Annotated in this window: 22 protein-coding genes and 1 other annotated feature; of the genes, 2 read left to right on the forward strand and 20 right to left on the reverse strand. The window is 32.5% G+C overall.

Annotation, left to right across the window (positions count from 1 at the left end):
• Positions 1 to 4: 4 nt before the first annotated feature.
• The 8 genes from RSB60_RS03620 to RSB60_RS03655 all read right to left on the reverse strand — a co-directional run bounded on the left by RSB60_RS03620 (position 5) and on the right by RSB60_RS03655 (position 9,107).
• Positions 5 to 721 carry an RsmE family RNA methyltransferase gene (locus tag RSB60_RS03620; protein WP_323380645.1) on the reverse strand — a complete coding sequence of 239 codons (717 nt, stop codon included), beginning with the start codon at positions 719 to 721 and terminating at the stop codon, positions 5 to 7.
• Positions 722 to 841: 120 nt separating this feature from the next.
• A complete protein-coding gene (locus tag RSB60_RS03625) occupies positions 842 to 2,143 on the reverse strand; it encodes a uracil-xanthine permease family protein (protein WP_332614600.1) in 1,302 nt (433 codons plus the stop codon).
• A 153-nt stretch (positions 2,144 to 2,296) separates the two neighbouring features.
• Positions 2,297 to 3,577, reverse strand: coding sequence for an HlyC/CorC family transporter (locus RSB60_RS03630; RefSeq protein WP_332614602.1), 1,281 nt, complete (start codon positions 3,575 to 3,577; stop codon positions 2,297 to 2,299).
• A 702-nt stretch (positions 3,578 to 4,279) separates the two neighbouring features.
• A complete protein-coding gene (locus RSB60_RS03635) occupies positions 4,280 to 5,317 on the reverse strand; it encodes a helix-turn-helix domain-containing protein (protein WP_332614605.1) in 1,038 nt (345 codons plus the stop codon).
• Between the two features lie 198 nt (positions 5,318 to 5,515).
• Positions 5,516 to 6,373 carry a MetQ/NlpA family ABC transporter substrate-binding protein gene (locus tag RSB60_RS03640; RefSeq protein WP_332614607.1) on the reverse strand — a complete coding sequence of 286 codons (858 nt, stop codon included), beginning with the start codon at positions 6,371 to 6,373 and terminating at the stop codon, positions 5,516 to 5,518.
• A gap of 18 nt (positions 6,374 to 6,391) precedes the next feature.
• Complete coding sequence (locus RSB60_RS03645; RefSeq protein WP_332475967.1) at positions 6,392 to 7,057, reverse strand: methionine ABC transporter permease; 666 nt, start codon at positions 7,055 to 7,057, stop codon at positions 6,392 to 6,394.
• Positions 7,054 to 8,070, reverse strand: a complete 1,017-nt coding sequence (locus RSB60_RS03650; RefSeq protein ID WP_332614609.1) for a methionine ABC transporter ATP-binding protein — start codon at positions 8,068 to 8,070, stop codon at positions 7,054 to 7,056. Before RSB60_RS03650 ends, RSB60_RS03645 begins: the two co-directional genes overlap by 4 nt.
• A 37-nt stretch (positions 8,071 to 8,107) precedes the next feature.
• Positions 8,108 to 8,343, reverse strand: a binding site (T-box leader).
• A gap of 47 nt (positions 8,344 to 8,390) precedes the next feature.
• Positions 8,391 to 9,107 carry a phosphatase gene (locus tag RSB60_RS03655; RefSeq protein ID WP_332475966.1) on the reverse strand — a complete coding sequence of 239 codons (717 nt, stop codon included), beginning with the start codon at positions 9,105 to 9,107 and terminating at the stop codon, positions 8,391 to 8,393.
• 114 nt (positions 9,108 to 9,221) lie between these two features.
• On the opposite strand from RSB60_RS03655, the gene RSB60_RS03660 reads away from it, so the two are divergent.
• The gene (locus RSB60_RS03660; RefSeq protein ID WP_332614611.1) at positions 9,222 to 10,439 is read left to right on the forward strand and encodes a lipid II:glycine glycyltransferase FemX; all 1,218 of its coding nucleotides are present in this window, start codon (positions 9,222 to 9,224) and stop codon (positions 10,437 to 10,439) included.
• 343 nt (positions 10,440 to 10,782) lie between these two features.
• Here the strand turns inward: RSB60_RS03660 and RSB60_RS03665 are convergent, their stop codons facing one another.
• The 3 genes from RSB60_RS03665 to RSB60_RS03675 form a co-directional block, all read right to left on the reverse strand.
• Positions 10,783 to 10,959: a hypothetical protein gene (locus RSB60_RS03665; protein WP_332614613.1), complete on the reverse strand. Its 177-nt coding sequence runs from the start codon at positions 10,957 to 10,959 to the stop codon at positions 10,783 to 10,785.
• Positions 10,960 to 11,101: 142 nt separating this feature from the next.
• A complete protein-coding gene (ftsZ, locus tag RSB60_RS03670) occupies positions 11,102 to 12,166 on the reverse strand; it encodes a cell division protein FtsZ (RefSeq protein ID WP_323380655.1) in 1,065 nt (354 codons plus the stop codon).
• A 14-nt stretch (positions 12,167 to 12,180) separates the two neighbouring features.
• Positions 12,181 to 13,437: a cell division protein FtsA gene (locus RSB60_RS03675; RefSeq protein ID WP_332614615.1), complete on the reverse strand. Its 1,257-nt coding sequence runs from the start codon at positions 13,435 to 13,437 to the stop codon at positions 12,181 to 12,183.
• A gap of 171 nt (positions 13,438 to 13,608) precedes the next feature.
• Here RSB60_RS03675 and rpmB point away from each other — a divergent pair, with 171 nt between their 5' ends.
• The gene (rpmB, locus tag RSB60_RS03680; protein WP_323380657.1) at positions 13,609 to 13,803 is read left to right on the forward strand and encodes a 50S ribosomal protein L28; all 195 of its coding nucleotides are present in this window, start codon (positions 13,609 to 13,611) and stop codon (positions 13,801 to 13,803) included.
• Between the two features lie 138 nt (positions 13,804 to 13,941).
• Here rpmB and RSB60_RS03685 read toward each other — a convergent pair whose 3' ends face one another.
• The 9 genes from RSB60_RS03685 to RSB60_RS03725 form a co-directional block, all read right to left on the reverse strand.
• Positions 13,942 to 14,550, reverse strand: coding sequence for a thiamine diphosphokinase (locus RSB60_RS03685; RefSeq protein ID WP_332614617.1), 609 nt, complete (start codon positions 14,548 to 14,550; stop codon positions 13,942 to 13,944).
• Positions 14,544 to 15,188, reverse strand: coding sequence for a ribulose-phosphate 3-epimerase (rpe, locus tag RSB60_RS03690; RefSeq protein ID WP_332475963.1), 645 nt, complete (start codon positions 15,186 to 15,188; stop codon positions 14,544 to 14,546). Before rpe ends, RSB60_RS03685 begins: the two co-directional genes overlap by 7 nt.
• A 10-nt stretch (positions 15,189 to 15,198) precedes the next feature.
• Positions 15,199 to 16,047, reverse strand: coding sequence for a ribosome small subunit-dependent GTPase A (gene rsgA / locus RSB60_RS03695; RefSeq protein WP_323380660.1), 849 nt, complete (start codon positions 16,045 to 16,047; stop codon positions 15,199 to 15,201).
• 8 nt (positions 16,048 to 16,055) lie between these two features.
• Positions 16,056 to 17,750, reverse strand: a complete 1,695-nt coding sequence (gene pknB / locus RSB60_RS03700) for a Stk1 family PASTA domain-containing Ser/Thr kinase (protein WP_323380661.1) — start codon at positions 17,748 to 17,750, stop codon at positions 16,056 to 16,058.
• Complete coding sequence (locus tag RSB60_RS03705; RefSeq protein WP_323380662.1) at positions 17,747 to 18,496, reverse strand: Stp1/IreP family PP2C-type Ser/Thr phosphatase; 750 nt, start codon at positions 18,494 to 18,496, stop codon at positions 17,747 to 17,749. The genes pknB and RSB60_RS03705 overlap by 4 nt, the downstream gene beginning before the upstream one ends.
• Positions 18,497 to 18,503: 7 nt before the next feature.
• Positions 18,504 to 19,538: a 23S rRNA (adenine(2503)-C(2))-methyltransferase RlmN gene (gene rlmN, locus RSB60_RS03710; RefSeq protein WP_332490940.1), complete on the reverse strand. Its 1,035-nt coding sequence runs from the start codon at positions 19,536 to 19,538 to the stop codon at positions 18,504 to 18,506.
• A 30-nt stretch (positions 19,539 to 19,568) separates the two neighbouring features.
• Positions 19,569 to 20,780, reverse strand: coding sequence for a 16S rRNA (cytosine(967)-C(5))-methyltransferase RsmB (rsmB, locus tag RSB60_RS03715; protein ID WP_332614621.1), 1,212 nt, complete (start codon positions 20,778 to 20,780; stop codon positions 19,569 to 19,571).
• A gap of 9 nt (positions 20,781 to 20,789) precedes the next feature.
• Positions 20,790 to 22,958, reverse strand: a complete 2,169-nt coding sequence (gene priA, locus RSB60_RS03720; protein ID WP_332614623.1) for a replication restart helicase PriA — start codon at positions 22,956 to 22,958, stop codon at positions 20,790 to 20,792.
• A gap of 123 nt (positions 22,959 to 23,081) precedes the next feature.
• The coding region (locus RSB60_RS03725; RefSeq protein ID WP_332614625.1) for a BlaI/MecI/CopY family transcriptional regulator at positions 23,082 to 23,295 on the reverse strand (214 nt) is incomplete at its 5' end.

Raw genomic sequence — 23,295 nt, forward strand, 5'->3', positions numbered from 1 at the left:
CTCTCTACTCTACAAGTGCATCAATTGCACTACATACATACATTGCAGCTGTTTCTGCACGCAATGTTCTTTTTCCTAAACTTATACAATGAAATCCTTGATTCATTAATGAATCAACCTCATCACTTGAAAGACCACCTTCTGGACCAATCACAATTGTCATGCTTCGCTTGTCAATTAGATTTCTCAACTTTTCTCCAGTTATTTTTGCATCTTCATATGCAACACAATTACAATCAGATAAGTATTTTCCTAATTCTTTAAATTGCACAGGTTCATATATTATTGGCACACGATTTCTTTTGGATTGTTCAGCAGCTTCTAACATAATTTTATTCCAACGTTCTAATTTTTTAGTCGATTTATCTTCTTTGGCTTTTACAATAGTACGTGACGACTCAAAAGGAATGATTCTACTTACACCTAATTCTGTGCATTTTTGAAGAACTACATCCCATTTTTCTTTTTTAATCAAACCCAAGCATAACGTAATCTGACATGTCATTTCATTATTATCCAAATCTAACTCAATATTAGATGCTTTTACTTTTTTACCTTCATAAAAAATGGTTGCGAATGCAGCTTTATTATCTTGGTCCACTATTCTTACAACAGTATTCTCCTTCATACGTAGTACATCTCTTATATGGTGTGTTTGTTCATCATCAAAACAAATCACATCATTTGTGCCAATTTTTTCTAATATAAAGTACTGTTGCATATTTATCACCTTGTATATAATACCAAAAAACGCTTAAAATATAAAGGATTTAGGTAATAATAAACAGTGCAGATTAAATCAATCTGCACTGTATTTATATATTTAGTTATGTGTCTTCTCTTATAGAACTTCTGCATCATTACCATCTTTTGGTAAAATCAAGTTCAAGATGATACCAATTGTAGCAGATAATGCTGTTCCACTAAGTGTTACAAAACGACCAAGTGGTAATAACGCACCCCCAAGACCAATGACTAACATTGCACTAGCAATAATAAGATTTCTTTGTTTTGTAAAATCAACATTATTATCAATAAGTACACGTAAACCATTAGAAGCAATAACCCCATAAAGTAGAATACTCATTCCACCAAGTACGGCATTAGGAATCGTTTGAATAAATGCAGCGACAATTGTACAACATGATAATAACATTGCAATACACGCTGCCCCTACCGTTACATAAACAGATGCAACTTTAGTCATTCCAATAACGCCAGTATTTTCACCATATGTTGTATTTGCTGGCCCACCTAGAAATGCTGATACTGCTGTAGCAACACCATCTCCCATTAAAGTTTTATCTAAACCTGGATCTTTTAAGAAGTTACGACCACAGATTTTTCCAAGAACTGTATGATCACCAATATGTTCAGAAATAGTTACAATTGCAACTGGAAGAATCGCCCATGTTTCAGGTCCAAAATATAGTTCGTAAGTTTTAAAATTCCCTAATTTAAAAGGAAGAATGAATTCTGGAAACGCAAAGAATTTACCTGACTCAAGTACTGCTGCAACCTTTGAGAAATCGACAATTCCCAATGCACAAGCAATTAAATAGCCAATTAAAATACCACATAAGAAAGGAATAATTTTAAAGAATCCTTTCGCTTTTGTACTGATTAATGCAGTAATGATGAAAGTAAGAATTGCAACTAACATTGATTGCCAGTTACCACCTTCAACAAATCCTGCATTCGCAACCGCATTTCCTGCAAGTCCAAGTCCAATAACCGCAATCATTGGTCCAATAATGATTGGAGGTAATAATTTATCAATCCAATCTTTTCCAATAAACTTTATAACAATCGCTACAATAACATAAATTAATCCAACTAACATCAATCCAGTTTGAGAGGCATTGACACTTCCACCCATTGATTCAACTGCAATAACAACAGCACTAATATAAGCAAAACTTGAACCTAAATAAACTGGTACTTTAAATTTTGTAATCACTGAATAAATAATTGTCCCTAATCCTGATGCAAACAAAGCCACCGAAATTGGAAATCCTGTTAAAATCGGTACTAAAATTGTTGCCCCAAACATCGCAAATACATGTTGGAAACTCAAGAGCGCCCATTGTGCAGGCTTTGGTTTTTGATCGACATCAAGTGTCATTTGTACTTTTTGTGACATGTTATCCTCCTCATATTTTTGGTCTTTTCATGAAAAAAAGACCCCGTTTAAGGATCCTTATCGTTTAACGTAATTTATATCTCTTTTTGACATCTCGTGTCAAATTAAAGAATCCTTGCACCTATTATAGCACAAGGACTCTACTTTTAAAGACTATTTTTTTGATTTTTTTTCTTTTTCATCTTCTATTTCTTCAGGAAGAAGTGTAACTTTTATCTCATTAACTTTTCTAGCATCTGCACTTGTTACTTCAACTTCAATATTTAAATATTTAAATTGCTCACCAATACCTGGAATATGTTCAAACTGGTGAATTACCCAGCCACTCACCGTAATCATTTCAAAATCCTCATCTGGTTTAACATCAAAACGTTCAAACATATCTTCAAGATCTGCATCACATTCTACTAAAAACGTATTTTCATCTAATTGTTTATAATATTCTACAACTATATCGTGCTCATCCCAAATGTCACCAACAAGTTCTTCAAGAATATCTTCCAAAGTAATAATTCCAGAAGTTCCACCATATTCATCCAGTACAATTGCCATATGTGTTTTAGAACTTTGCAGTTGACGTAATAAGCCTGAAATTTTCACATGTAAATTCGTGAAAATTAATGTTTTAATAATTGTCTTTAAAGGTCCTTTTTCATTATAGTAAAGATTATAGAAATCTTTTTCATGAATGAATCCTACAATATTATCAATCGAATTTTCATAAACGGGTAAACGTGAAAACGAATTAAAACGGAATGCTTTTTCAATATCTTCCAACGGACTACGTACATCTACTGCAACTAAATCCACTCGTGGAGTCAGTATATCTTTTACATCTAAATCGTTGAACTCAATAGCTGCACAAATCAAATCACTCTCATGAGCCTCTAAATCACCATCATTTTCAGCTTCTTCAACCATTGTGATTAATTCATCTTGTGTCATTGAATCTTCTTCTTTAAATTTGAATAATTTTTTAATTAAGTTTTTCCATAACGTAAATAATGCATTCAATGGAATAAAGATGATATTTAAAACATTAATAAACCCTGAACTCATCATCGCAAACTTTTCAGGTTTTTCTTTCGCTAAACTTTTCGGTGTAATCTCACCAAATATCAAGACAACAATTGTCATTACTAATGTAGAAATTGATGCACCGGTATCTCCATATATTTTAGTGAAAATAACCGTCGCAATTGATGCTGATGCGATATTCACAATATTATTACCAATTAGAATTGTTGAAATCAAATTATCATAATTATCTAAAAGTTTTAAAACTCGATCTGCTGTCTTGTTACCATTATTAGACATATTTTTTAATCGAATTTTATTAGAGCACGAAAAAGCTGTCTCCGTTGCACTAAAATAACCCGAAAACAAAATCAAAATAAATAAAATTATAATTAACGTCTGTATACTACTATCCATGTTTCCATTTCTCCTTCTCTCAACGTAAAAAAACAGTCATCAAATTAAGCTCGCATAAAATGCAACTTGATTCTTCTTCTAGAATTGAGATTGTTTTGGGAGATAAAATAATATACTTCACCAATACAGACCGGTAAGGGCGACTCGTCCAACGTTGACACATCCTTTCGAAAACTTGAGGTTATTATATCATTACCGCTATTTTTGTGCAAATTCTTAGTTTTTCGCTAGTAAATCATGGGCTTTTAGCACCACTTTACACAATACTAAATAATAATACTAATATATGTTTCTAACTAATTTATGATTTTATCCATAAGATATTTTAAGTTAATTTAAGATATACTTATGTAATACTTATAACAAAGGAGATTTATCATGGACTTTGTAACTTTGCCTCCCTTGTTTTGGATTTGCTATTACATGCTAATTATTCTTTTAATTTTCTATTTTGTGACATTACTTCGAAATAAAAAATACAAAGTTATTTCAACTTTTTCACTTATTTCTATACTAATACTGCTCGTTTATCAAATTTTTATTACGATTGAGCGAACATCTGGATATAACGAATTTCAATATTTACTTGAATTATTTTTCAATGCAAACATACATGCGATTTTCGTTTTATTTTTGTATGTCTTTATTATCACTTCATTTATTTACACTTTAATACAAAGTAGAGTATCCTAATTGGATACTCTACTTAAACTTTTCCATGATTTCTTTAAATTCTGGTGTATCTCTAATAAAAGCAAGTTCTTCATCTTTTTCTAATGCAGAAATGATAGCTTTTATTTGATTGTTTGCAAACAGGCTATTTTCTTTAAACTTTACATTAGCATACAAGATTGACCCTTCCAGGTTCCATGGTTTTGTCATATTTTCTATTACTTTTGTGAATGCTGCAATAGCACGTGCTTTGTCTTGTTTCTTAACTGCAATACGATATTCTGCTAGATAAGCATTGGTAGGCATTAGATTAAAACATTCCGTATACTTCTTTAATGTATTAAAAAAGTATTCAGCCTCTTCATATCGTTCTACTTCTGCAAGTAGATTAACTGACTGCATCATCAAGTTTTGAATCTTCACTGCTTCTGCTAAAACTTTAGTTTCTAATTTTTCTAATGCTGCATCATATTTCTTTTCATTTGAAAGTATTGTCACTTCTAACACTTCTTTATCAATAGAGAAATCAACAATCTTATTCAAATATTCTTCTGCTTCTTGATAATTTTCTGCTCTACATGCATTAATAGCTAACATGTGTAGTGCAAAATTACTTATCTGTAAATCTTTACTATCTACACATTGAATAAGCAATTCATTTAATTCACTTAAATATTCTTCCTTATTAGAAGGTTCATTGAAATTAATTGCACCTAATAATATTGTGACAAGTGTATATTTAAGCCGATCATTATTTGGAAACTCACGAATTTTTGCGATTGCCTTCTCGTAAATTGATACAAATTCATTCTTGAATATATCATCACCAAGTTCATTTGCAAAAGTTGCAATCTCTAAATCCGACAAATCTTCTTGAAATGATAGTAGTGTATTTAAATCTGTTTTAAGTAATCGTGCCAATGCTGGTAGTAGTGAAATATCTGGAAACGATTTTCCAGATTCCCATTTATTTACTGCTGGTGTAGAAACATTTAAATAGGTTGCAACTTGTTCTTGCGTGAATCCCAATTCTTTTCTTTTTGTAGATATAATTTCATTTATTCTCATAATAGCTCCAGTCTAAGCATGGCCATTGCTTATCTAAATTTTAACGAGGGATTACCATTAATACAAGAGACCACTAGTTAACTATTTTGCATTTTAGTTAACTCTTAGTTAAATAATCTATGATAACTTCAATTATTACAAAAAAAAATATTAAAAAAAGAAATTATTCGATTATGAACAATTTCTTTTAATTTTCTACTATTCAGCAGGAATTACTGAACCATCACTATATGTATCTAAAATGAATTGTTTTACTTCATCAGATTTTAATACTTCAATTAAAGTTTTAATAGCAGGATTGCTTTCATTTCCTTCTTTTACTGCAACGATGTTTACATAAGGATTTGTTGCATCTGCTTGTTCAAGAATAACTGCATCTTTTGTTGGGTTCAAACCAGCTTGGATAGCATAATTACCATTGATTGCGACTAAGTCACCTTCACCTTGTTCAAATACTGTTGTAAGAAGTTCAGGCTTTACTTCTTGGAATTTTAAATTTTTAGGATTATCTACAATATCTTCAACTGTAGCATTTAATGCATCAGCACCATCTTTAAGTGTAATAACACCTGCTTTTTCTAAGATTGATAAGATACGCCCATGATCAGCAACTGAATTTGAAATAATAACTGTAGCTCCATCTTTTAGTTCATCTACTGATTTAATTGTTTTTGAATAGAATCCGAATGGTTCAATATGAATACCACCTGCATTTACAATTTTATATCCATTTGCTTCAACTTCACCATTGAAGAATGGAAGATGTTGGAAATAGTTTGCATCAACTTCACCATCATTTAATGCTTTGTTGAAAATATAGTAATCATCTAATACTGTGATTTCAAGTGTAATTCCTTTTTCTTCAAGAATTGGTTTAGCAAATTCAAGAATTTTTGCATGTGGATCAAGAGTTGCAGAAATTTTTAGAACTGTTTTATCAGCTGTTGTCCCTGCTTCAGGTGTTGCTGTTGGATCAGTTGTTGCTGGTTTTGATGAACAAGCTGCAAGACCTACAATTAATAATCCTGCTACTAATGTTTTTAGAATTTTTTTCATTTTCTTTTCCTCCTGTTTTTAACGTTTGTCTATTTTTTTAACAATTGCATCACCAATTCCTTGAATCACAAAGACAATGATGATGACTAGAATGGTTGCACTAATGAGTACAACATTATCTCTTCTAGCAAAGCCATAGAGATATGCTAGATTTCCTAATCCTCCTGCACCAATAGCTCCTGCCATTGCTGTATAAGATACTAATGAAATCCCTGTAACACAAATACCTGAAACTAAAGCTGGTAATGCTTCTGGAATAAGTACTTTCGTAATAATTTCGAAACGACTTGCACCCATTGCTTTACTTGCTTCAATGGTTCCTTTATCAACTTCCGTAAACGCAATCACCGCAAGCCTTGCGTAGAAGGGAGTCGCCGCAATGACGAGAGAAGGAATTGCTGCTTTGGCCCCAAGCATTGTTCCAACTAACATCTTTGTAAACGGTATTACTAAAATCAAAACAATAATAAATGGTATAGCTCGTAATACATTGATAATAAAATCTGTTGCAGCATTTAATATTTTGTTCTTATATAAACCTTCAGATTGTGTACTGAAGAGTAGAACACCAATTACTAGTCCAAAAACAACTGATAGTATCAAAGAAGTAAATGTCATAAATAAAGTTTCATTCAATGCGGTTACTAATTGTTCTACATTGATTTGTTCTAATAGCTGATTCATAGGACATCCACCTTAACCCCTTCTTTTTCAAGCAATTCAGAGAATTCTTTATACTCTGCTTCGCTACCATCTGATACATGAGCATAAATAACACCCATGGGACCTACTTGCGAATGTGTAATATTTGAATTAACAATACTCACTGGTAATTTTGTTTGTCGAATAACATCCGCAATAATTGCTCTATTACTAATATCTCCAGTAAAGTTTAGTCGCATGACTTGACCATATGGATACAATTTTTTTAATTCTTTTTTAATTAAATCAATATTTTTCCCATCCACAGTTTGAACAAATCGTTTTGTTACATCATTTTGAGGATGTTCGAAAATTTCTTTTACAGTTCCTAATTCTACCACTTTACCTTCACTCATTACCGCTACTTTATGGCACAGTTTTTGGACAACTTCCATTTGATGTGTAATAACTATCATTGTAATGTTATATTCACGATTAATACGATTTAGTAATTCAAGAATTGAATCTGTAGTTTCAGGATCTAATGCTGAAGTTGCTTCATCACATAAGAGGATACTTGGATTATTTGCCAATGCTCTAGCAATACCGACTCTTTGTTTTTGACCACCTGATAATTCGCTAGGAAATGCTTTTTCTCTTCCTTCTAAACCAACTAATCGAATGAGTTCTTGTACACGTTCTTTTCTTTCTTCTTTTGGTACACCTGCAATTTCCAATGGAAATGCAATATTTTTTTCTACTGTTCTTGACCACAGAAGATTGAAATGTTGAAAGATCATCCCAATTTTTTGACGTTTCTTACGAAGTTGACCAGAACTTAGATTTTCTATTTCTTCACCATCTATAATGATTTTCCCACTACTTTGTTTTTCTAATTGGTTGATTATACGAACTAATGTACTTTTACCAGCACCTGAGTATCCAATAATCCCAAATATTTCACCATCATAGATTTCAAGATTAACACCTCGTACCGCATGGATATCTTCCCCTTTAGAAGAAAATGTTTTCACTACATCTTGAATTTGTATCATCTTTCCAACCTCCTTATAAATAAAAAACTCGTCCTATATTAAGGACGAGTGCTATTCTCGTGTTACCACCTTTATTCGTAATTACCTCACGATAATTACCTTATCAAGTACATTCATACTTTATCACGTTAACGGGTGAATCCGTCATAGCCTAAGTTTCCCTCGGTATGCAACTCCAAGACCATTTTCATCTCAACTTCCATTATCCCTTTTCAGCTACCAGGACTCTCTACAAATTTCCGCTGACATTACTTTTCTCTTCAATGTCTTTAACAGTAATTTACTCTCTTGAAACATTGTTGTCAATACTTTTCTGAAAATTATTTCAACTTTAATACTTTTTTAATCATTTCTTCATTATAATTGAGAATTAATTCTTTTGGAAAATCACATTCTTTAACTAATTCTTCTGCATAATTGATTTTTCCTACATCAAATGAGATATGTGCATCACTATCTAAAACGACCATGCACCCAACCTTTTTGCATGCTGCTAAAATTTTGCGACAATTTGCTGGTCCATTAATACGACTAGCATTTGGACGAAGAGAAGAATTATTAATTTCAATTAATTTTCCATTTTCTTTTGCCATCACAGCTAATCTTTCAAAATCGCATGGATAACGATCATCATCTGGATGCCCAATTATCAATACATGTGGATTCTTACAGACACCTTCATATGCACTCATATTTTCTTCAAGTGTGTGATTTGTGCTATAACATGGAGTATGGAAAGAAGCTAAACAATAGTCTAAATCCTTTAGTGTTTTTTCATCTAAATCTACTGTTCCCTTTTCATCAATAATATTGAGTTCACAACCTCGTAAAACACGAACATCTTCAATAATCTCAGGTATTACTTCTAAATTTTTAAAATGAAAAAAATGAGTACCTCCTGGAATACCAGGTGCGTGGTCGCTCATACCGCAATATTTTAGACCTTTAAGCTTTGCTTCATGGATATTTTCTTGAAGTGAACTATATGCATGTCCACTACTAATTGTATGGGTGTGTAAATCAATTAAATTCTTCATCTGTATTCCTCATTTCATCTTGATTATTATAGTCTTAAACATCGATTATTACAAGAAAACAACAGTCTTAAAGCATAAATTATGCTATAATAATGCAGGAAAGTAGGCATTGTTATGAAGTTAGAAAGCAACTTAAACCGTATACAATTTGATGATTTTGTACAACATCACGAGCTAAATCACTATATGAAAACAAGTATGTGGGCAAGCACGCAAGAGAGTAATACAATGTCATTTTTGGTGGGATTTAAGGAAGAAGATAATTTAGTTGGAACTGCCCTTGTTTTAAAAAAGAAGTGGATGAATAAATCCTATCTATATATTCCTTGGGGACCTTGTGTTGATTATCATAAAAGTTCAAGATTTCGTGAATGCCTTGAACTTTTAAAACAGTTTGCAAAGTCTGAAAAATGTTTTATGCTTCGTATCGATTTTAATATCTTACGTATATCTAGAGATATTGATGGAAATCAAATTGAAGGCATTGATAATGAAAATATTACTGAAATTATTAAAGAATGTGGATTTCAACACAAAGGATATGGCTATGCTTATAACGGTAGTTGGGTAAATCGTTATACCTTAATTACTGACATCTCGAAACCTTTAGAAGAAATATTTAAAGCTTATGCAAAGCCGCGTCAAACAGCTATTAAACGTCATCAAATTATTGGTGTTACTACCCGTTTAGGTACAAGTGCAGACTTAGATTCTTTGTGTGAATTTGAGAAAGAACTTACTGAATCACAAGGTTTCAAACCACATAGTAAAGCTTATTTCAATCAACTACTAACTTCGTTCAAAGAACATGCGCGTCTCTATATTACTGAAATTAGTTTAGCAACCATGATTCAAGGTTTATCTGATGAAATTAATTCTAAAAAATACGCTAAAGACAAAGAAGCTTTAGCTTCCAAACAAAAAGAGATTGAGAATGCACTCAAGCTGCAAAAAAAATACGGAGATACTGTCATTATTGCCGCTGGATTATTCTTATATTTCGGAAACAAATCATGGGACTTATATACCTATAATAAAAAAGAGTTTGGTTTTGTTAAACCTGTTGATAACCTTCATTATTTTGCAATGCAAGATATGAAGAAACAAGGAGTTATTTACTATGATATGTGTGGATTTTCTGGTGTCACCAATAAAGATGATCCTTATTATGGTTTATATAGTTACAAAAAAACATTTGGCAGTGAATTTACAGAATTCATTGGAGAATTCGATTATATTCTCAATGAAAAAGATACCCTTAATTTTAAAAAGCAATATCGTTTTATAAGTCGAGTAAAAAGAAAGTATCATACACTTCGTTACAAAAAATAAAAAGTATAAATTATTTTATACTTTTTTTATGAACATAATTAACAAGAGAATCGAAAATAAAATTTACAAATAAAATGCAGATTAAGCACTACGTTTATTTTGTACTAAATAAGTTTATTATCATTATAAAAATACTTCTTCTTAGACCTCATATAAAGGCGATTATAAGGTAATAAAGTTTTAGTATGCAGTAGTTGATAAAAATGATAAACTCGTAACCACTACCCTCTTATTGCAGAAAAAGACTAATTTATTAATTATTTCTATACTTCATGAGAAATTATATTGTGATTACAAAACAATAACCTTGAAAATTAAATTCATTAAGAAAAAATGTATCTTTTTAAAAAAACACAGATATAATTGCAATAATAAAAATAATCAAAGTAACATATAGCCAAAAATTTTTCCTCTTTGATCCCTTATACACTTTTGGATTTTCTCGATTATATTTATCTTGTTGAAAATTCGCTTCATCACGATTCATGCTGTTCATCGTTTGATTTTTAAAGTGATCCATATGTTTTCTCCTTTTGCTACATTATATCACACAAGAAAAATGATTAATGTCTAAACTATTTCAAGGATATTCTTGAATTTTTCAAATTGATTCCTTTTCTTTGCGGACAAAATAAAAAAAAGAAGATTTCTCTTCTTTTCATTTAACGTAATTTGAAGAAACCTGGGATTTGGTTATCATCTTCTTCTTCGATAACAACTTCTTCTTGTATTTCTCTAGTATGATAATTTGATTGTGTTACTGGTTTACCTTGAGTAGGAATTTTAGCCTTTGGTAAATCAAATCCAGTAGCAATTACTGTTACGATAATTGCATCACCAATTTTTTCATTAATCGCAACTCCAAAGATGATATCAATGTCGTTACCTGCAGCTTCACGAATAAATTCTACAGCTTCACTTGCATCGTATACTGAGATTGAAGCTCCACCAGTTACGTTAACAATTGCATTTTTAGCGCCTGTAATTTGGGCTTCAAGTAATGGTGATTGAATCGCTTTTTGAGCTGCTTCTTGTGCTTTATTGTCTCCTTGAGACATTCCAATACCAATTAACGCAGATCCTTGACCTTCCATAATTGAACGAACATCTGCAAAGTCTAAGTTCATTAATGCAGGAACAGCAATTAAGTCAGTTATTGTTTGTACCCCTTGACGCAATACATTATCAGCTTCTTTAAATGCTTCTTCAAATGGAATATGTCCAATAACTTCTAATACACGGTTATTTGAAACAATGATTAAGCTATCAACATATTCTTTAAGTTGTTCAAGCCCTTCTTCTGCTTGAATCATACGGCGTTTACCTTCAAAACTAAATGGTTTTGTAACAATACCAACAGTTAAAGCACCCATTTCTTTCGCAACTTTCGCAAATAATGGGGCAGCACCTGTACCAGTACCTCCACCTAAACCAGCAGTTAAGAAGATCATATCTGCACCTTCCATTGCTTTTTTGATGTCTTCTTGACTTTCTTCAGCTGCTTTACGTCCATTTGCAGGATTTCCACCAGCTCCTAAGCCATCTTTACCTAATACAATTTTATTTTCTACTGGAGAAACATCTAATACTTGTAAATCAGTATTTGCAATAAAGAATTCAACCCCTTGAACACCTTCTTGTACCATTCTATTGACCGCATTATTACCGGCTCCACCGATACCAAATACTTTAATTTTTGCAACTTGATTATAAGCTAAATCTGCCATCTCTATAAGTCCTCTTACTTTCTCGCTTCAAAAAGCATTCCCTTTAATCTTTTTGTAATTGATTCTTCTTCAGAACCTTCAGTTTTTTCTTTATACTGAACAGTCTTTTCAAATTGTTCCATATCCACACTATTATCAGTGTATCCATTTATCGGAAGTTGATCTTTATATGCAAAGAATAATCCTAAACAAGTTGATAACCCACTATATCGAACGCCTAACGTTTCAGGTGTATAATTCTTAACCTCAACGCCTAAATGTTTACCTAAACGCGTAGCTAAACCCTGAAGTTCTCCACCCTCACCAGTAATCATAACAGTCGTCTTGCTTGCTTTCAAGATTGGATCACAAATTATTTTCATGTCATCTAACCATTTTTGAACATCATTTTGAACACATCCACACAATTCTTTTTCAGACATTGTAAATGTATCACCGTGATTTGCCCAAATATAAATAGGTTGATTATTATAAGTTGACTCATCTAAACGAGCATTATATTTCAAAAGCTTTGAAATTGTATCAATTGGCAAATCATATTTAGCCTTAATTGAATCAATAAAATTACCTAACCCATATCCAAAAATATCACTATTCATCAACTTACCTTTAGACAATAGCCCTAAAGTTGTTGATTGACGTTCCAATTTAATAACAATAACATTTTGGTCTACAGTTTGTTCAAATAATGCCGCTTCTTTCGCAATTGCATAAATGTCAATATAAACATCCATGACATGCAAACCGGTATTTTCAACACAACGTACTAAATCAAAAGCTACTTCACGTTCAACACATAATAAATCCACATCAACAACTAAATCATCACATTTCTCATTAAGTGGCATACGTCGAGTACTTATACCATTACATGTATATTTGACACAAACTGCTTGAATCAGTGCCAAAGAATCATCAATTTTCGTTGCCATTGCCTTTTTAACAGAACGTCTAATATCTTGTAAAGTTACAACATTTTCTATTGATTCTACTTTTGTACTCACCTTAAGCGGATAACGATGCATATTCACTGAAGGAATACATAATAAAACTCGCTCTATTTTAGCGCCCACTGTTCTCGCAGCATTATCAGTTGCTTTCTTAATCGCATCTTCAATTACTTCAAAATCAACAATGCGATTCTTTTCAATTCCAAATACTGGAACTCTCTCAACCTTTATAATATTAAAGCGAGTGTTAAAAAACTCACCAATAATCAAACGAATTTCGTGATCTGCTATTTCTAGGGCAGCAAAGATTTGTTTATCCATGTCTTTTAGGAACCCCCTTTTGAATTCACAATGTTATAATAACATATTTCTCGCATGATAAAAAGATATTTTACATTTTTTAAAAATAAGTTATAGATTTTCACTTGCAAAGAATTAATAGATATGTTATAGTTTACAAGCGATTAATGAAATAGAGAGGGGGTCTACGGTATGTCAAAAGTTTGTGCCGTAACCGGCAAAAAAGCGCTATCTGGAAATAGACGTTCACACTCTTTACGTGCAACACGTCGTAAATGGAACGTAAATTTACAAAAAGTGAAAGTGATGATTGATGGGAAACCTCAAAGAATCCGTATTTCCGCTCGTGCTTTAAAAACACTAAAAGCTGAACAAGCTGCAAAATAAAAGAAGTGACTTACACTTCTTTTTTTTGTTTTCATAAAAAAACTCTTCATCATTCAAGAATATAATCAACACCATTCGATGATAAATATAAACTTTAGTAAATTTGAAGAGTAATCTTTAAAGTAGAATAATAATATATTAATCTTTTGATTGTATGCAAAGGACTTTTCCTTGCAATACATGAATAACTGCATGTTTATCTAGAATCTCATTGGACAATCCTATGAGATTTTTTGTACTTATAAAATATTCATTGAGTGGATACTTAAAACCTTCTAGCGTAACGACCGCATCTTCAATCGCAAAAAATGAACAATAAGTATAATCTAATTTATCAATTGTATGACTACCTTTATTTAAGGAGTACATCTTGTTAAATGTATCAATACAAGTACAATCAAATTCATCTAACATACATAGTTTTTGATTTACATATTGATGATCTAGACGTCTTCCCAGTGCTCCATAAAAAACACCATTTGTATAACCACGTTCAATACATTCTTCAATAGCTATTTGACTATCACTAGAATCTTTCATTGGATTAAGTTGAATCACTTCTTCAGCAAAAGCAGCAACTAGTTTTCTTTCAGCATCGCTGATTGAATCAAAATCACCAATTGCAAATTTCATATGAATGCCTTGTTCAGCAAGACGAAGTGCACCACGATCAATCCCAACATAGTCCATGTCTAAAACTGGAATATCTTCTGCTAAATTTGCAACAAGCACAACATTCTTTAACATAATGAGTCAACTGCCTCTTTAATATCATTTTTAAATACATAACTTCCTGCTACAAGTACATCTGCACCTGCATCTTTACATAATTTTCCAGTTTCTTGATTAATACCACCATCAACCTCAATTAAGACATTTAGATTTTTTTCATTAATCCATTTTTTCAATGTTTGAATACGTTCAAGTGATTCAGGAATAAAAGATTGTCCGCCAAATCCAGGTTCAACTGACATTACCAAAACTAAATCAATTTCGGCTAATAATTCTTTAATTAAAACAAGATCTGTTTTTGGTTTTATACTTATCCCCGCTTTTACTCCACGTGAGCGAATATGTTGAGCTAATTGAATACATTCCTCTATATTATCTAATGCCTCTACATGAAATGTAATTACCTCTGCTCCTGCATCCATAAAAACATCCGCAAAGAAAACTGGGTCATCAACCATAATATGCACATCCAATAGTAAAGAAGTCATTTTGCGGTACGCTTTTAAAATATCTGGTCCAAATGTTAAATTGGGAACAAAATGTCCATCCATTACATCAAAGTGTAACCATTTCGCATTTGATTCATTTAATTCTTTTACTTGTTTTTCCATTTGACTATAGTCTAATGACAAGATAGATGGTGCAACAATCATAAAGTACCTCCTATTTTTTCATCAATGCTATACATTGAAGATAATGTTCATAACGTGTTTTTGAAACTATATTTTTTTCTACTGCATCTTTAATTGCACAACCAGGTTCATTTTGATGAATACAATCTCTAAATTTACATTTACCAATGTATGGTTTAAATTCTAAAATTGATTCCGCAAGATATTCTGGTGTAAATTGAGAGAAATCCAAAGAAGAAAATCCAGGTGTATCGGCAACCCACCCCATTGCTACTTCATGAAGTTCGCTATGGCGAGTAGTATGTTTACCTCTACCCAGTGCTTTGGATGTTTCTTGTGTTCTTAATTCGAATTTTGGATCTAATGTATTTAGAAGAGTTGATTTCCCTACACCACTTTGTCCTGTAAGCACTGTAATTTTACCTTTCAAGACTTTCGCAAGTTCTTCATCTAAGTTTTCTTTACCACATGATAGAACTTGATAGCCAGACTTACGATAATCTTCTATTTGTTCATAAATTGGATCATTTGCTTCTATTAAATCCATCTTTGTTACACAAAGAATTGGATGAATCTTTGCCATTTGTATCAAAAACAATAAACGATCAACTAAAACTGTACTAAATTCAGGATCTTTACAAGACATTACCAAAATTGCTTGATCTACATTTGCAATTGCTGGGCGTACCATTGAATTTTTACGCTCTTCAATTTTTTCAATTGCGTATTTATCTTGATAGTTTTCAAACTCCACAAAATCACCAACAACTGGCGTTTTTTGAAGACGAACTTTTCCCATCGCTACACAAAGAAATCTTTCATTCTCTGCGGTGACAACAGTATATTGATTTGAGACAATCTTTATAATTCTAGCTTTCATCCGTTCTCCTAATAGTAGTAAAGAATAATATACGTACCTTCTTCTTGAGTATAAGCACTTCCTAACGCTGGACTTGTATCAATCACAACGCCATAAGAGAGATTGGCTTTTTCTTCCTCTGTTAAATTACTTGTATCCAATGTGCTAAGCATAACTTCAGCACCTAATGATTCTAATGTTGTTTTGGCATCTTCAATCATCATTCCTTTGATATTGAATGGAATAACAATACTTGGATAATTTGCAAATACTAAACGAACTTCTGTTGCGGTTTCAGGATTAAATTGTTGATCTGGTAAGAGTAACTCTTGGCGAATAACTTGTCCAGGAGGTACATCTGTACTATCTTCTCCAATTGTTAAAACACGCATGTTTTTATATTGACTTAAATCATTTTTCGCTTCTTTTACATTCCAGCCTTGATAGTTTTTCATATTTACACCAATTCCACTGGATACAGTTACTTGAACACGTGATCCTTTTTCAACAGATGTTCCAACTTCTGGACTTACTGCAATAATTTGACCCTTCGGTGTATTATCTGTTAGCTGATAAGTAACATTTGATGTATCTAAGACAAGACTATTCTCTGTGCAAATTGTTTTTGCTTCAGTTACAGCAATTCCCAGTATATCTGGAACTACATAACGTTTTGTAATTGGGTCTAGAATACCTGTTAAAGTAACTAGCATATATATTACACCAATCGTAAGTACAACAATCAATGAACCTATAATCTTTGGCAATATTGATTTTTTGCGCTTTACGGGTACCTTTTTCTTAACTTTCGGTTGTGTTTCATCATCATTATCGTCAACTTGGCGATATGCCATTGTTTGGCCACCACTTGCTTTTGAAGTAAAAACTAGTTTTTTATCATTTGCATGTTTAGGTAATAAGCATGCATTCAAATCATTCAGCATTTCAATACATGAACTATAACGATATGCTTTATTCTTTACCGTCGCCTTAATTACAATGTTTTCTACAGATTGTGGTAGTGATGGATTAAAATCACGCACAGATGGAATCTCATTGCGCATATGTTTTAAAGCAACTTGTACTGGAGCATCAGCTTGGAAAGGTATTTCTCCTGTTAATAATTCATAGAACACAATACCTAGTGAATAAATATCACTTTGATTGGTAGCCGATTCTCCTCGAGCTAACTCAGGAGCTAAATAATGTACTGAACCCATAACTGAATCCGATTGGGTCAATTGTAAAGCTCCTTGCGCAAGCGCAATACCAAAATCTAGCATCTTAATTGTGCCATCATCTTTTACGATTACATTTTGTGATTTAATATCACGGTGAATAATTCCTTTACGATGGGCTTCAACCGTCGCACTCACAAGTTGTTTCATTATATCAATCGCTTCTTCTTTACATAAAGCTCCACGTTGATTAATTAATTGTTTCAATGTTTTTCCACGGATATACTCCATGACGATAAAGTGTCTACCTTTATCTTCCCCTACATCATAGATATCAACTATATTGGGATGACTTAAAGCTGTAGATGCACTCGCTTCACGTTGAAAACGTAAAAGTGCAACTGGATCACTACTAAGTTCTCCACGTAATACTTTTACCGCTACTTCACGATTCAAAATAATATCTACCGCTACATAAACATCTGCCATTCCACCTTGACCAATATGTTTCGTCAAGATATAGCGATTCGCTATCGTCTCATTCATCGATTATCACTTGCCTCCAATTCTATCAAAATAATTGTAATGTTATCATATCCCCCAACTCTTAAAGCTTTATTGAGTAAATTTCTAACTTTTAATGTTGTGCTTAACTCTTTACTTGTCATAACTTTCTTAATTACATCATGCTCTACATAACCATAGAGTCCATCACTACAAATTAAGAAAGAAGATATACTTTCAGGATGTTCTTCAATATCTATTCGGACATTGTCCCAAACACCCAAGGCATTTGTTAAGACATTTTTCTTTGGATGAAATTCTGCTTCTTCTTTGGTTATTTCACCAGTTTTTAGAAGATCATTTACAAGTGTATGATCCTTTGTGACAGGAATAAATCGTCCATCAGGGTAGGTACAATAAACACGACTATCGCCAATATTGACAACAAATCGTCCTACTTTACATAGCAGTACGCCCACAAATGTAGTTCCCATTCCTTTATATACATTCGTTGTTGTTGACTTTACAAAAATTAAATCATTAGCTTTAGAAATATGATAGCGAATCCAAATCGCTACATCTTGGCGATCTTTGAATCCTTTATTTTCGCTAAATACTTCTGAAAAATAATCAATTGCTATCTTTGAAGCAACATCTCCAGCTTTACCGCCACCGATTCCATCACAAACAATCGCAAAAACATCACCAACTTCATTAGAAGCAATGACGTAATTATCTTGATTCGTTTTGCGGACAAGCCCTTTATCTGTTACTCCGTAATAACGCATTTAATTCTTAACCTCTTTCGTGTTTGGCACGTAATTGCCCACATGCTGCATCAATATCATCACCATGTTTGGCACGTAATGTTGCCTTAACTTTATTCTTCATTAAACAATCGTAGAAATGTAATGCTGTCTTGGCATCACATGTTTTATACCCATGTTCATCTACCTGATTATAGGGTATCAAATTGACATATGCATTCATACCGCGAATTAAATTTGCTAGTTGTCTTGCATTTTCATCAGAATCATTTACCCCTTTCAGTAAGATATATTCAAAGGTTAATCGACGATTATTCTCTTCACTATATCTACGTAACGAATCCATCAATTGATGAAGTGGATAGGCATGATTGATGGGCATAAGTTTAGACCGTAATTCATCTGTTGGGGCATGTAGAGAAATTGCTAAATTGTATTGCACATGTTCCTTAGAAAATTTCTCTATCATTGGTACTAAGCCACAGGTACTAATTGTGATATGTCGCGCTCCCAGTGCCAAACCTTTATCATGATTGATTGTCTTACAAAAACTCATGACATTTTCATAGTTATCGAAAGGTTCACCTGTTCCCATAATTACAAGATTAGAAATTCGTTTACTTTCTTGATCAAGTTCTTTTTGAACATACATAATTTGTGCTACCATTTCACCACTAGTTAAATCTCTTTGTTTCTTCAATAAACCTGATGCACAGAATTTACATCCCATATTACAACCTACTTGTGAAGTAACACATAGACTTTCCCCAAACTCATAATGCATCAAAACTGTTTCAATAAGTGCTCCATCTTGAAGTTGAAATAAATATTTTGTCGTACCATCCTTCGCAACTTGTTTCTCAACACATTCACAAGGATTGATACAATATAATGATGATAATGTTTCAATTAAATCTTTACTTAAGTCCGTCATTTCTTGGAAAGAAGAAACTCGTTTACGATAAAGCCATTGAAAGCATTGATCCGCTCTAAATTTTTTTTGATTCAGACTTAGAAACAGTGTTTCCAAATCAGCATAATTGTAATCATAAATTGTTTTCATTTTTTCACCACTGTACTATTCTACCATAAATCACACTTTTTTAAACAGCTTCGCCATATAAAAGCCATCCTTATTTGCATCTGTTGAAAAGATAGTTTTTTCACAAAGCAATTCATATTCTACATTTGTTTTTAAAAAGTTCGCGATTTGGCGATCATTCTCTTTTTTATTTAATGTACATGTACTATAAACTAAAATTCCACCTTTTTTCAAGCATCGTGAAGCGGATTGTAAAATTTCACATTGTAATTCTACAATTTCATCAATACTTTCCGGAGTACAACGTATTTTAATATCTGGTTTACGTTTTAAAACGCCCAATCCTGAACAAGGAGCATCTACTAAAATACGATCAAATTCTTCATTGTAATGTTCATGCAAAAAGCGTGCATCCATTTGTTTTACTTCAACATTGGTTACTCCTAAATGGCTCATTGAAGTAAAAATCAATTCAGTACGATGTTCATGCAATTCACCTGCAATTATTTTTCCAGTATTATTCATCATCATGGCAATTTGTGATGTCTTTGTACCAGGTGCACTACAACAATCTAACACATTCAAATTTTGTTCCAAATCCATCATCTTCACAACTTGTTGACTTGATTCATCTTGAATAACAATTTTACCTTCTTTAAAGTAATCACTTTGAACTAAATTAAAATCCGCGACAAAAGCAGTGTCATCCAAGAAATGAATTTTTTCATCAAGTTCCAATTCTTCTTTACTACATTTTATTGTATTTACTCGACCAACGACATTGGCATCCATACAGTCACTCAAACATATATTTTTCATTATCTCTTCACCATAATGCGCTGTCCAAAGTCCAACTAACCAATCAGGATGACTTGTTTGAATCGCTATTTTATCACTATCCAATTTCCCTTGCTTTAATACTTTTCTTAAAATCGCATTCACAAAGCCTTTGCTTGATTGTGGTGTAAGATCAACCATCTCATTGACTACCGCATATGAAGGTACTTTGTCCAACCAAAATAGTTGGTATACACTCATATCTAACAAAATCGCAATCTTTGGATTACATTTCTTTTCGGCAAAATGTTCCCATTGAAAACGGCATAAGCGATAATTACGCAATGTTCCATATACAATTTGTGTTATTAATCCTTTATCAACTTCTGCTGCTTGATTCAGTGAAGAACGCATCATTAAATTTGCATATTGTCCCTCTTCTATTACTTTTACCAAACACTCATATGCAATTTTTCTCGCATTCATTTTAATCTCCTAGTCTAGTATCATTGGATTCACATCTACTTTAATTGTAGGACATCCTCTTTCTTTGACACATTCTTTTACTACTCGTGATACCTCAGCTTTTAGTTCTTGGCTATTTCTACCTTTTAATAAAAGTCGCATGCGATATAAATCCTTCATCTTTAATAATTCAGAAGGTCCTAAAATTTTGAAATCTCCTTGTAGATTTTGTTTAATTTTTCTAGCCCATTTCTTTACTTTATCGTTATCTCTATCTTGAACTAGAATCGCAATCATATATGTATATGGAGGATATCCCCCTGCTTTTCTAAATTGCATTTCTTGGTTGAAGAAACTTACATAATCTTGTCGTATTGCAGTTTGAATTGTGTAATGATTATCATCAAATACTTGAAGTATGACTTCACCTTGGTGTTCACTTCTTCCACTACGACCAGATGCTTGTACAATTAAGTCAAAAGTAACTTCTGTACTACGATAATCAATTCGATTTAACCCTGCATCTGCATTTAATACACCTACTAATGTTACATCTGGATAATCCAATCCCTTCGCAATCATTTGCGTCCCTATTAAAATATCTGCTTGTTTATTTGCGAATGCTTCTAAATATGTTTCATGACTATTTTTTTTACTCGTCGTATCGGCATCCATTCTTAATACTCTTGCATGTGGATACAATTTAAGTATTTCTTCTTCCAATTTTTGTGTTCCAAATCCAAAAGCAGAAAATCCACTGTGTGAATGACATTTTGGACACTCACTTACTTGGCGGATTGTTGTCCCACAAGTATGGCACTTTAAACTTCGATCAGACGCATGATAACTCAATGCCACATCACAATGTGGACAATATAGTACTTCTCCACATGCATTACAACGTAATGATGTGTTATAACCGCGACGATTAAGTAATAAAATTGCTTGTTTACCATACTGTAGACAATTACTAATTCTTTCTTTTAGTCGATCACTCACAATATAAGATTGCCCTTTTTTTATTGCATCTTTTAAATTAACACAATGAATTGTCGGTAATGTTTCATTAATTCGTTGTTTTAGTTCAACTAAATCATAAACCCCACGCAAAGCCCTCGCATAAGAGTCTAGCGAAGGTGTAGCGCTACCTAATAGCACTTTGCACCCAAAGTACTCAGCTCGATGAATCGCGATGTCACGGCAATGATATTGCGGTGTATTGTCTTGCTTGTATGATGAATCATGTTCTTCATCTAAAATAATCAAACCCAAACTTTCAAAAGGCATAAATATTGAAGATCTTGTACCCACCACAACAGAAACTTCACCTAATTTAACGCGTTGATACTGTTCATATTTTTCTTGGTCATTTAAACCCGAATGATAAATCGCAACTGCATCACCAAATCTACTTTGAACGCGATTAACCATTTGAGGTGTTAAACTGATTTCTGGAACCAATATCAATACTTGTCTTCCATTTTCAATAATTTCACTAGTCAGTTGTAGATAGATTTCAGTTTTCCCACTTCCAGTTATTCCATGTAATAAAACTGTATTCTTATTTGAATTTCTAATTTTATCAATCGCTTCTTGTTGACAATCAGTTAATGCAAAGGCATTCTTTATTTCTATATCAGTAATTTGCTTAGCTTTCTTTTCTTCTTCTACCAAGCGTAATGCACCCTTATCAACTAGCACCTTGGCAAAACTAGGGTATTTTTTACGAAGTTCAGTGTATCGCATTCTTCCATTTTCTACTACTTCACTGTACGCAATTAATTGTTTAGGAGTAAGTGATACTTCAACATCAGTCGCCTCCACCCATTTCTCTAAAAGTATTTTTTGATTGTTACTACTTGGCTTTAACTTTGAAGGCAACATCGTTTTAAAACAACTAATCGTAGGAGATATTGTTTCAAATGCCATCCATTTAGCTAAATCTATCAATTCATCTGTCAAGTACGGCTTATCATCAATACGACGCAAAATAGGTTTGCATGCAAACCCTTTGCTACTTTCTATTTCTTCTTTGGAATTATATTTTGTAACGGAATCAACAAATCCGATTAACTCTTTATGATTAAACTCGATTGCAACACGAACACCTGGCACGATTGAATCATCATCAGAGATATATGAATATGTTTGATCCAAGAAATACGTAGGATATTCTATCCAACACTCAATTAAGTTCATAGGCGTCCTCCTGCCTACCTATTTTATCACATCATCTTTATAATCGATAAAAAAAGTAATTGATTGCGCAATTACTCTCACATTTATAATTGTCCATATTAGAAAAGATCAGAAGTCCTGATCTTACTTTAATCTATTTAAAATTTCTTCCAATTCATTTATATCATCATGTGTCAATTTCTCTGAGTCAATCAATGAGGATATCAAACTTTTCATTGAACTATTATGAATTTTTGTATATAGCCATGATGTTTCTGCTTTTTTATAGTCTTCTTCTTTTAAAATTGCTTGATAATATTTAAGTCTTTTTTCTTTATTGCTTTGTACGTAAACTCTT

This window comes from Anaerorhabdus sp., assembly GCF_036657415.1.
Classification (GTDB): Bacteria; Bacillota_I; Bacilli_A; order Erysipelotrichales; family Erysipelotrichaceae; genus Anaerorhabdus.

Bases quoted from the DNA above. Each gene is read 5' to 3' on its own strand.
- RSB60_RS03620 (WP_323380645.1), bottom strand. From the start codon at position 721: ATGCAACAGTACTTTATATTAGAAAAAATTGGCACAAATGATGTGATT.
- RSB60_RS03625 (WP_332614600.1), bottom strand. From the start codon at position 2,143: ATGTCACAAAAAGTACAAATGACACTTGATGTCGATCAAAAACCAAAG.
- RSB60_RS03630 (WP_332614602.1), bottom strand. From the start codon at position 3,577: ATGGATAGTAGTATACAGACGTTAATTATAATTTTATTTATTTTGATT.
- RSB60_RS03635 (WP_332614605.1), bottom strand. From the start codon at position 5,317: ATGAGAATAAATGAAATTATATCTACAAAAAGAAAAGAATTGGGATTC.
- RSB60_RS03640 (WP_332614607.1), bottom strand. From the start codon at position 6,373: ATGAAAAAAATTCTAAAAACATTAGTAGCAGGATTATTAATTGTAGGT.
- RSB60_RS03645 (WP_332475967.1), bottom strand. From the start codon at position 7,057: ATGAATCAGCTATTAGAACAAATCAATGTAGAACAATTAGTAACCGCA.
- RSB60_RS03650 (WP_332614609.1), bottom strand. From the start codon at position 8,070: ATGATACAAATTCAAGATGTAGTGAAAACATTTTCTTCTAAAGGGGAA.
- RSB60_RS03655 (WP_332475966.1), bottom strand. From the start codon at position 9,107: ATGAAGAATTTAATTGATTTACACACCCATACAATTAGTAGTGGACAT.
- RSB60_RS03660 (WP_332614611.1), top strand. From the start codon at position 9,222: ATGAAGTTAGAAAGCAACTTAAACCGTATACAATTTGATGATTTTGTA.
- RSB60_RS03665 (WP_332614613.1), bottom strand. From the start codon at position 10,959: ATGGATCACTTTAAAAATCAAACGATGAACAGCATGAATCGTGATGAA.
- ftsZ (WP_323380655.1), bottom strand. From the start codon at position 12,166: ATGGCAGATTTAGCTTATAATCAAGTTGCAAAAATTAAAGTATTTGGT.
- RSB60_RS03675 (WP_332614615.1), bottom strand. From the start codon at position 13,437: ATGGATAAACAAATCTTTGCTGCCCTAGAAATAGCAGATCACGAAATT.
- rpmB (WP_323380657.1), top strand. From the start codon at position 13,609: ATGTCAAAAGTTTGTGCCGTAACCGGCAAAAAAGCGCTATCTGGAAAT.
- RSB60_RS03685 (WP_332614617.1), bottom strand. From the start codon at position 14,550: ATGTTAAAGAATGTTGTGCTTGTTGCAAATTTAGCAGAAGATATTCCA.
- rpe (WP_332475963.1), bottom strand. From the start codon at position 15,188: ATGATTGTTGCACCATCTATCTTGTCATTAGACTATAGTCAAATGGAA.
- rsgA (WP_323380660.1), bottom strand. From the start codon at position 16,047: ATGAAAGCTAGAATTATAAAGATTGTCTCAAATCAATATACTGTTGTC.
- pknB (WP_323380661.1), bottom strand. From the start codon at position 17,750: ATGAATGAGACGATAGCGAATCGCTATATCTTGACGAAACATATTGGT.
- RSB60_RS03705 (WP_323380662.1), bottom strand. From the start codon at position 18,496: ATGCGTTATTACGGAGTAACAGATAAAGGGCTTGTCCGCAAAACGAAT.
- rlmN (WP_332490940.1), bottom strand. From the start codon at position 19,538: ATGAAAACAATTTATGATTACAATTATGCTGATTTGGAAACACTGTTT.
- rsmB (WP_332614621.1), bottom strand. From the start codon at position 20,780: ATGAATGCGAGAAAAATTGCATATGAGTGTTTGGTAAAAGTAATAGAA.
- priA (WP_332614623.1), bottom strand. From the start codon at position 22,958: ATGAACTTAATTGAGTGTTGGATAGAATATCCTACGTATTTCTTGGAT.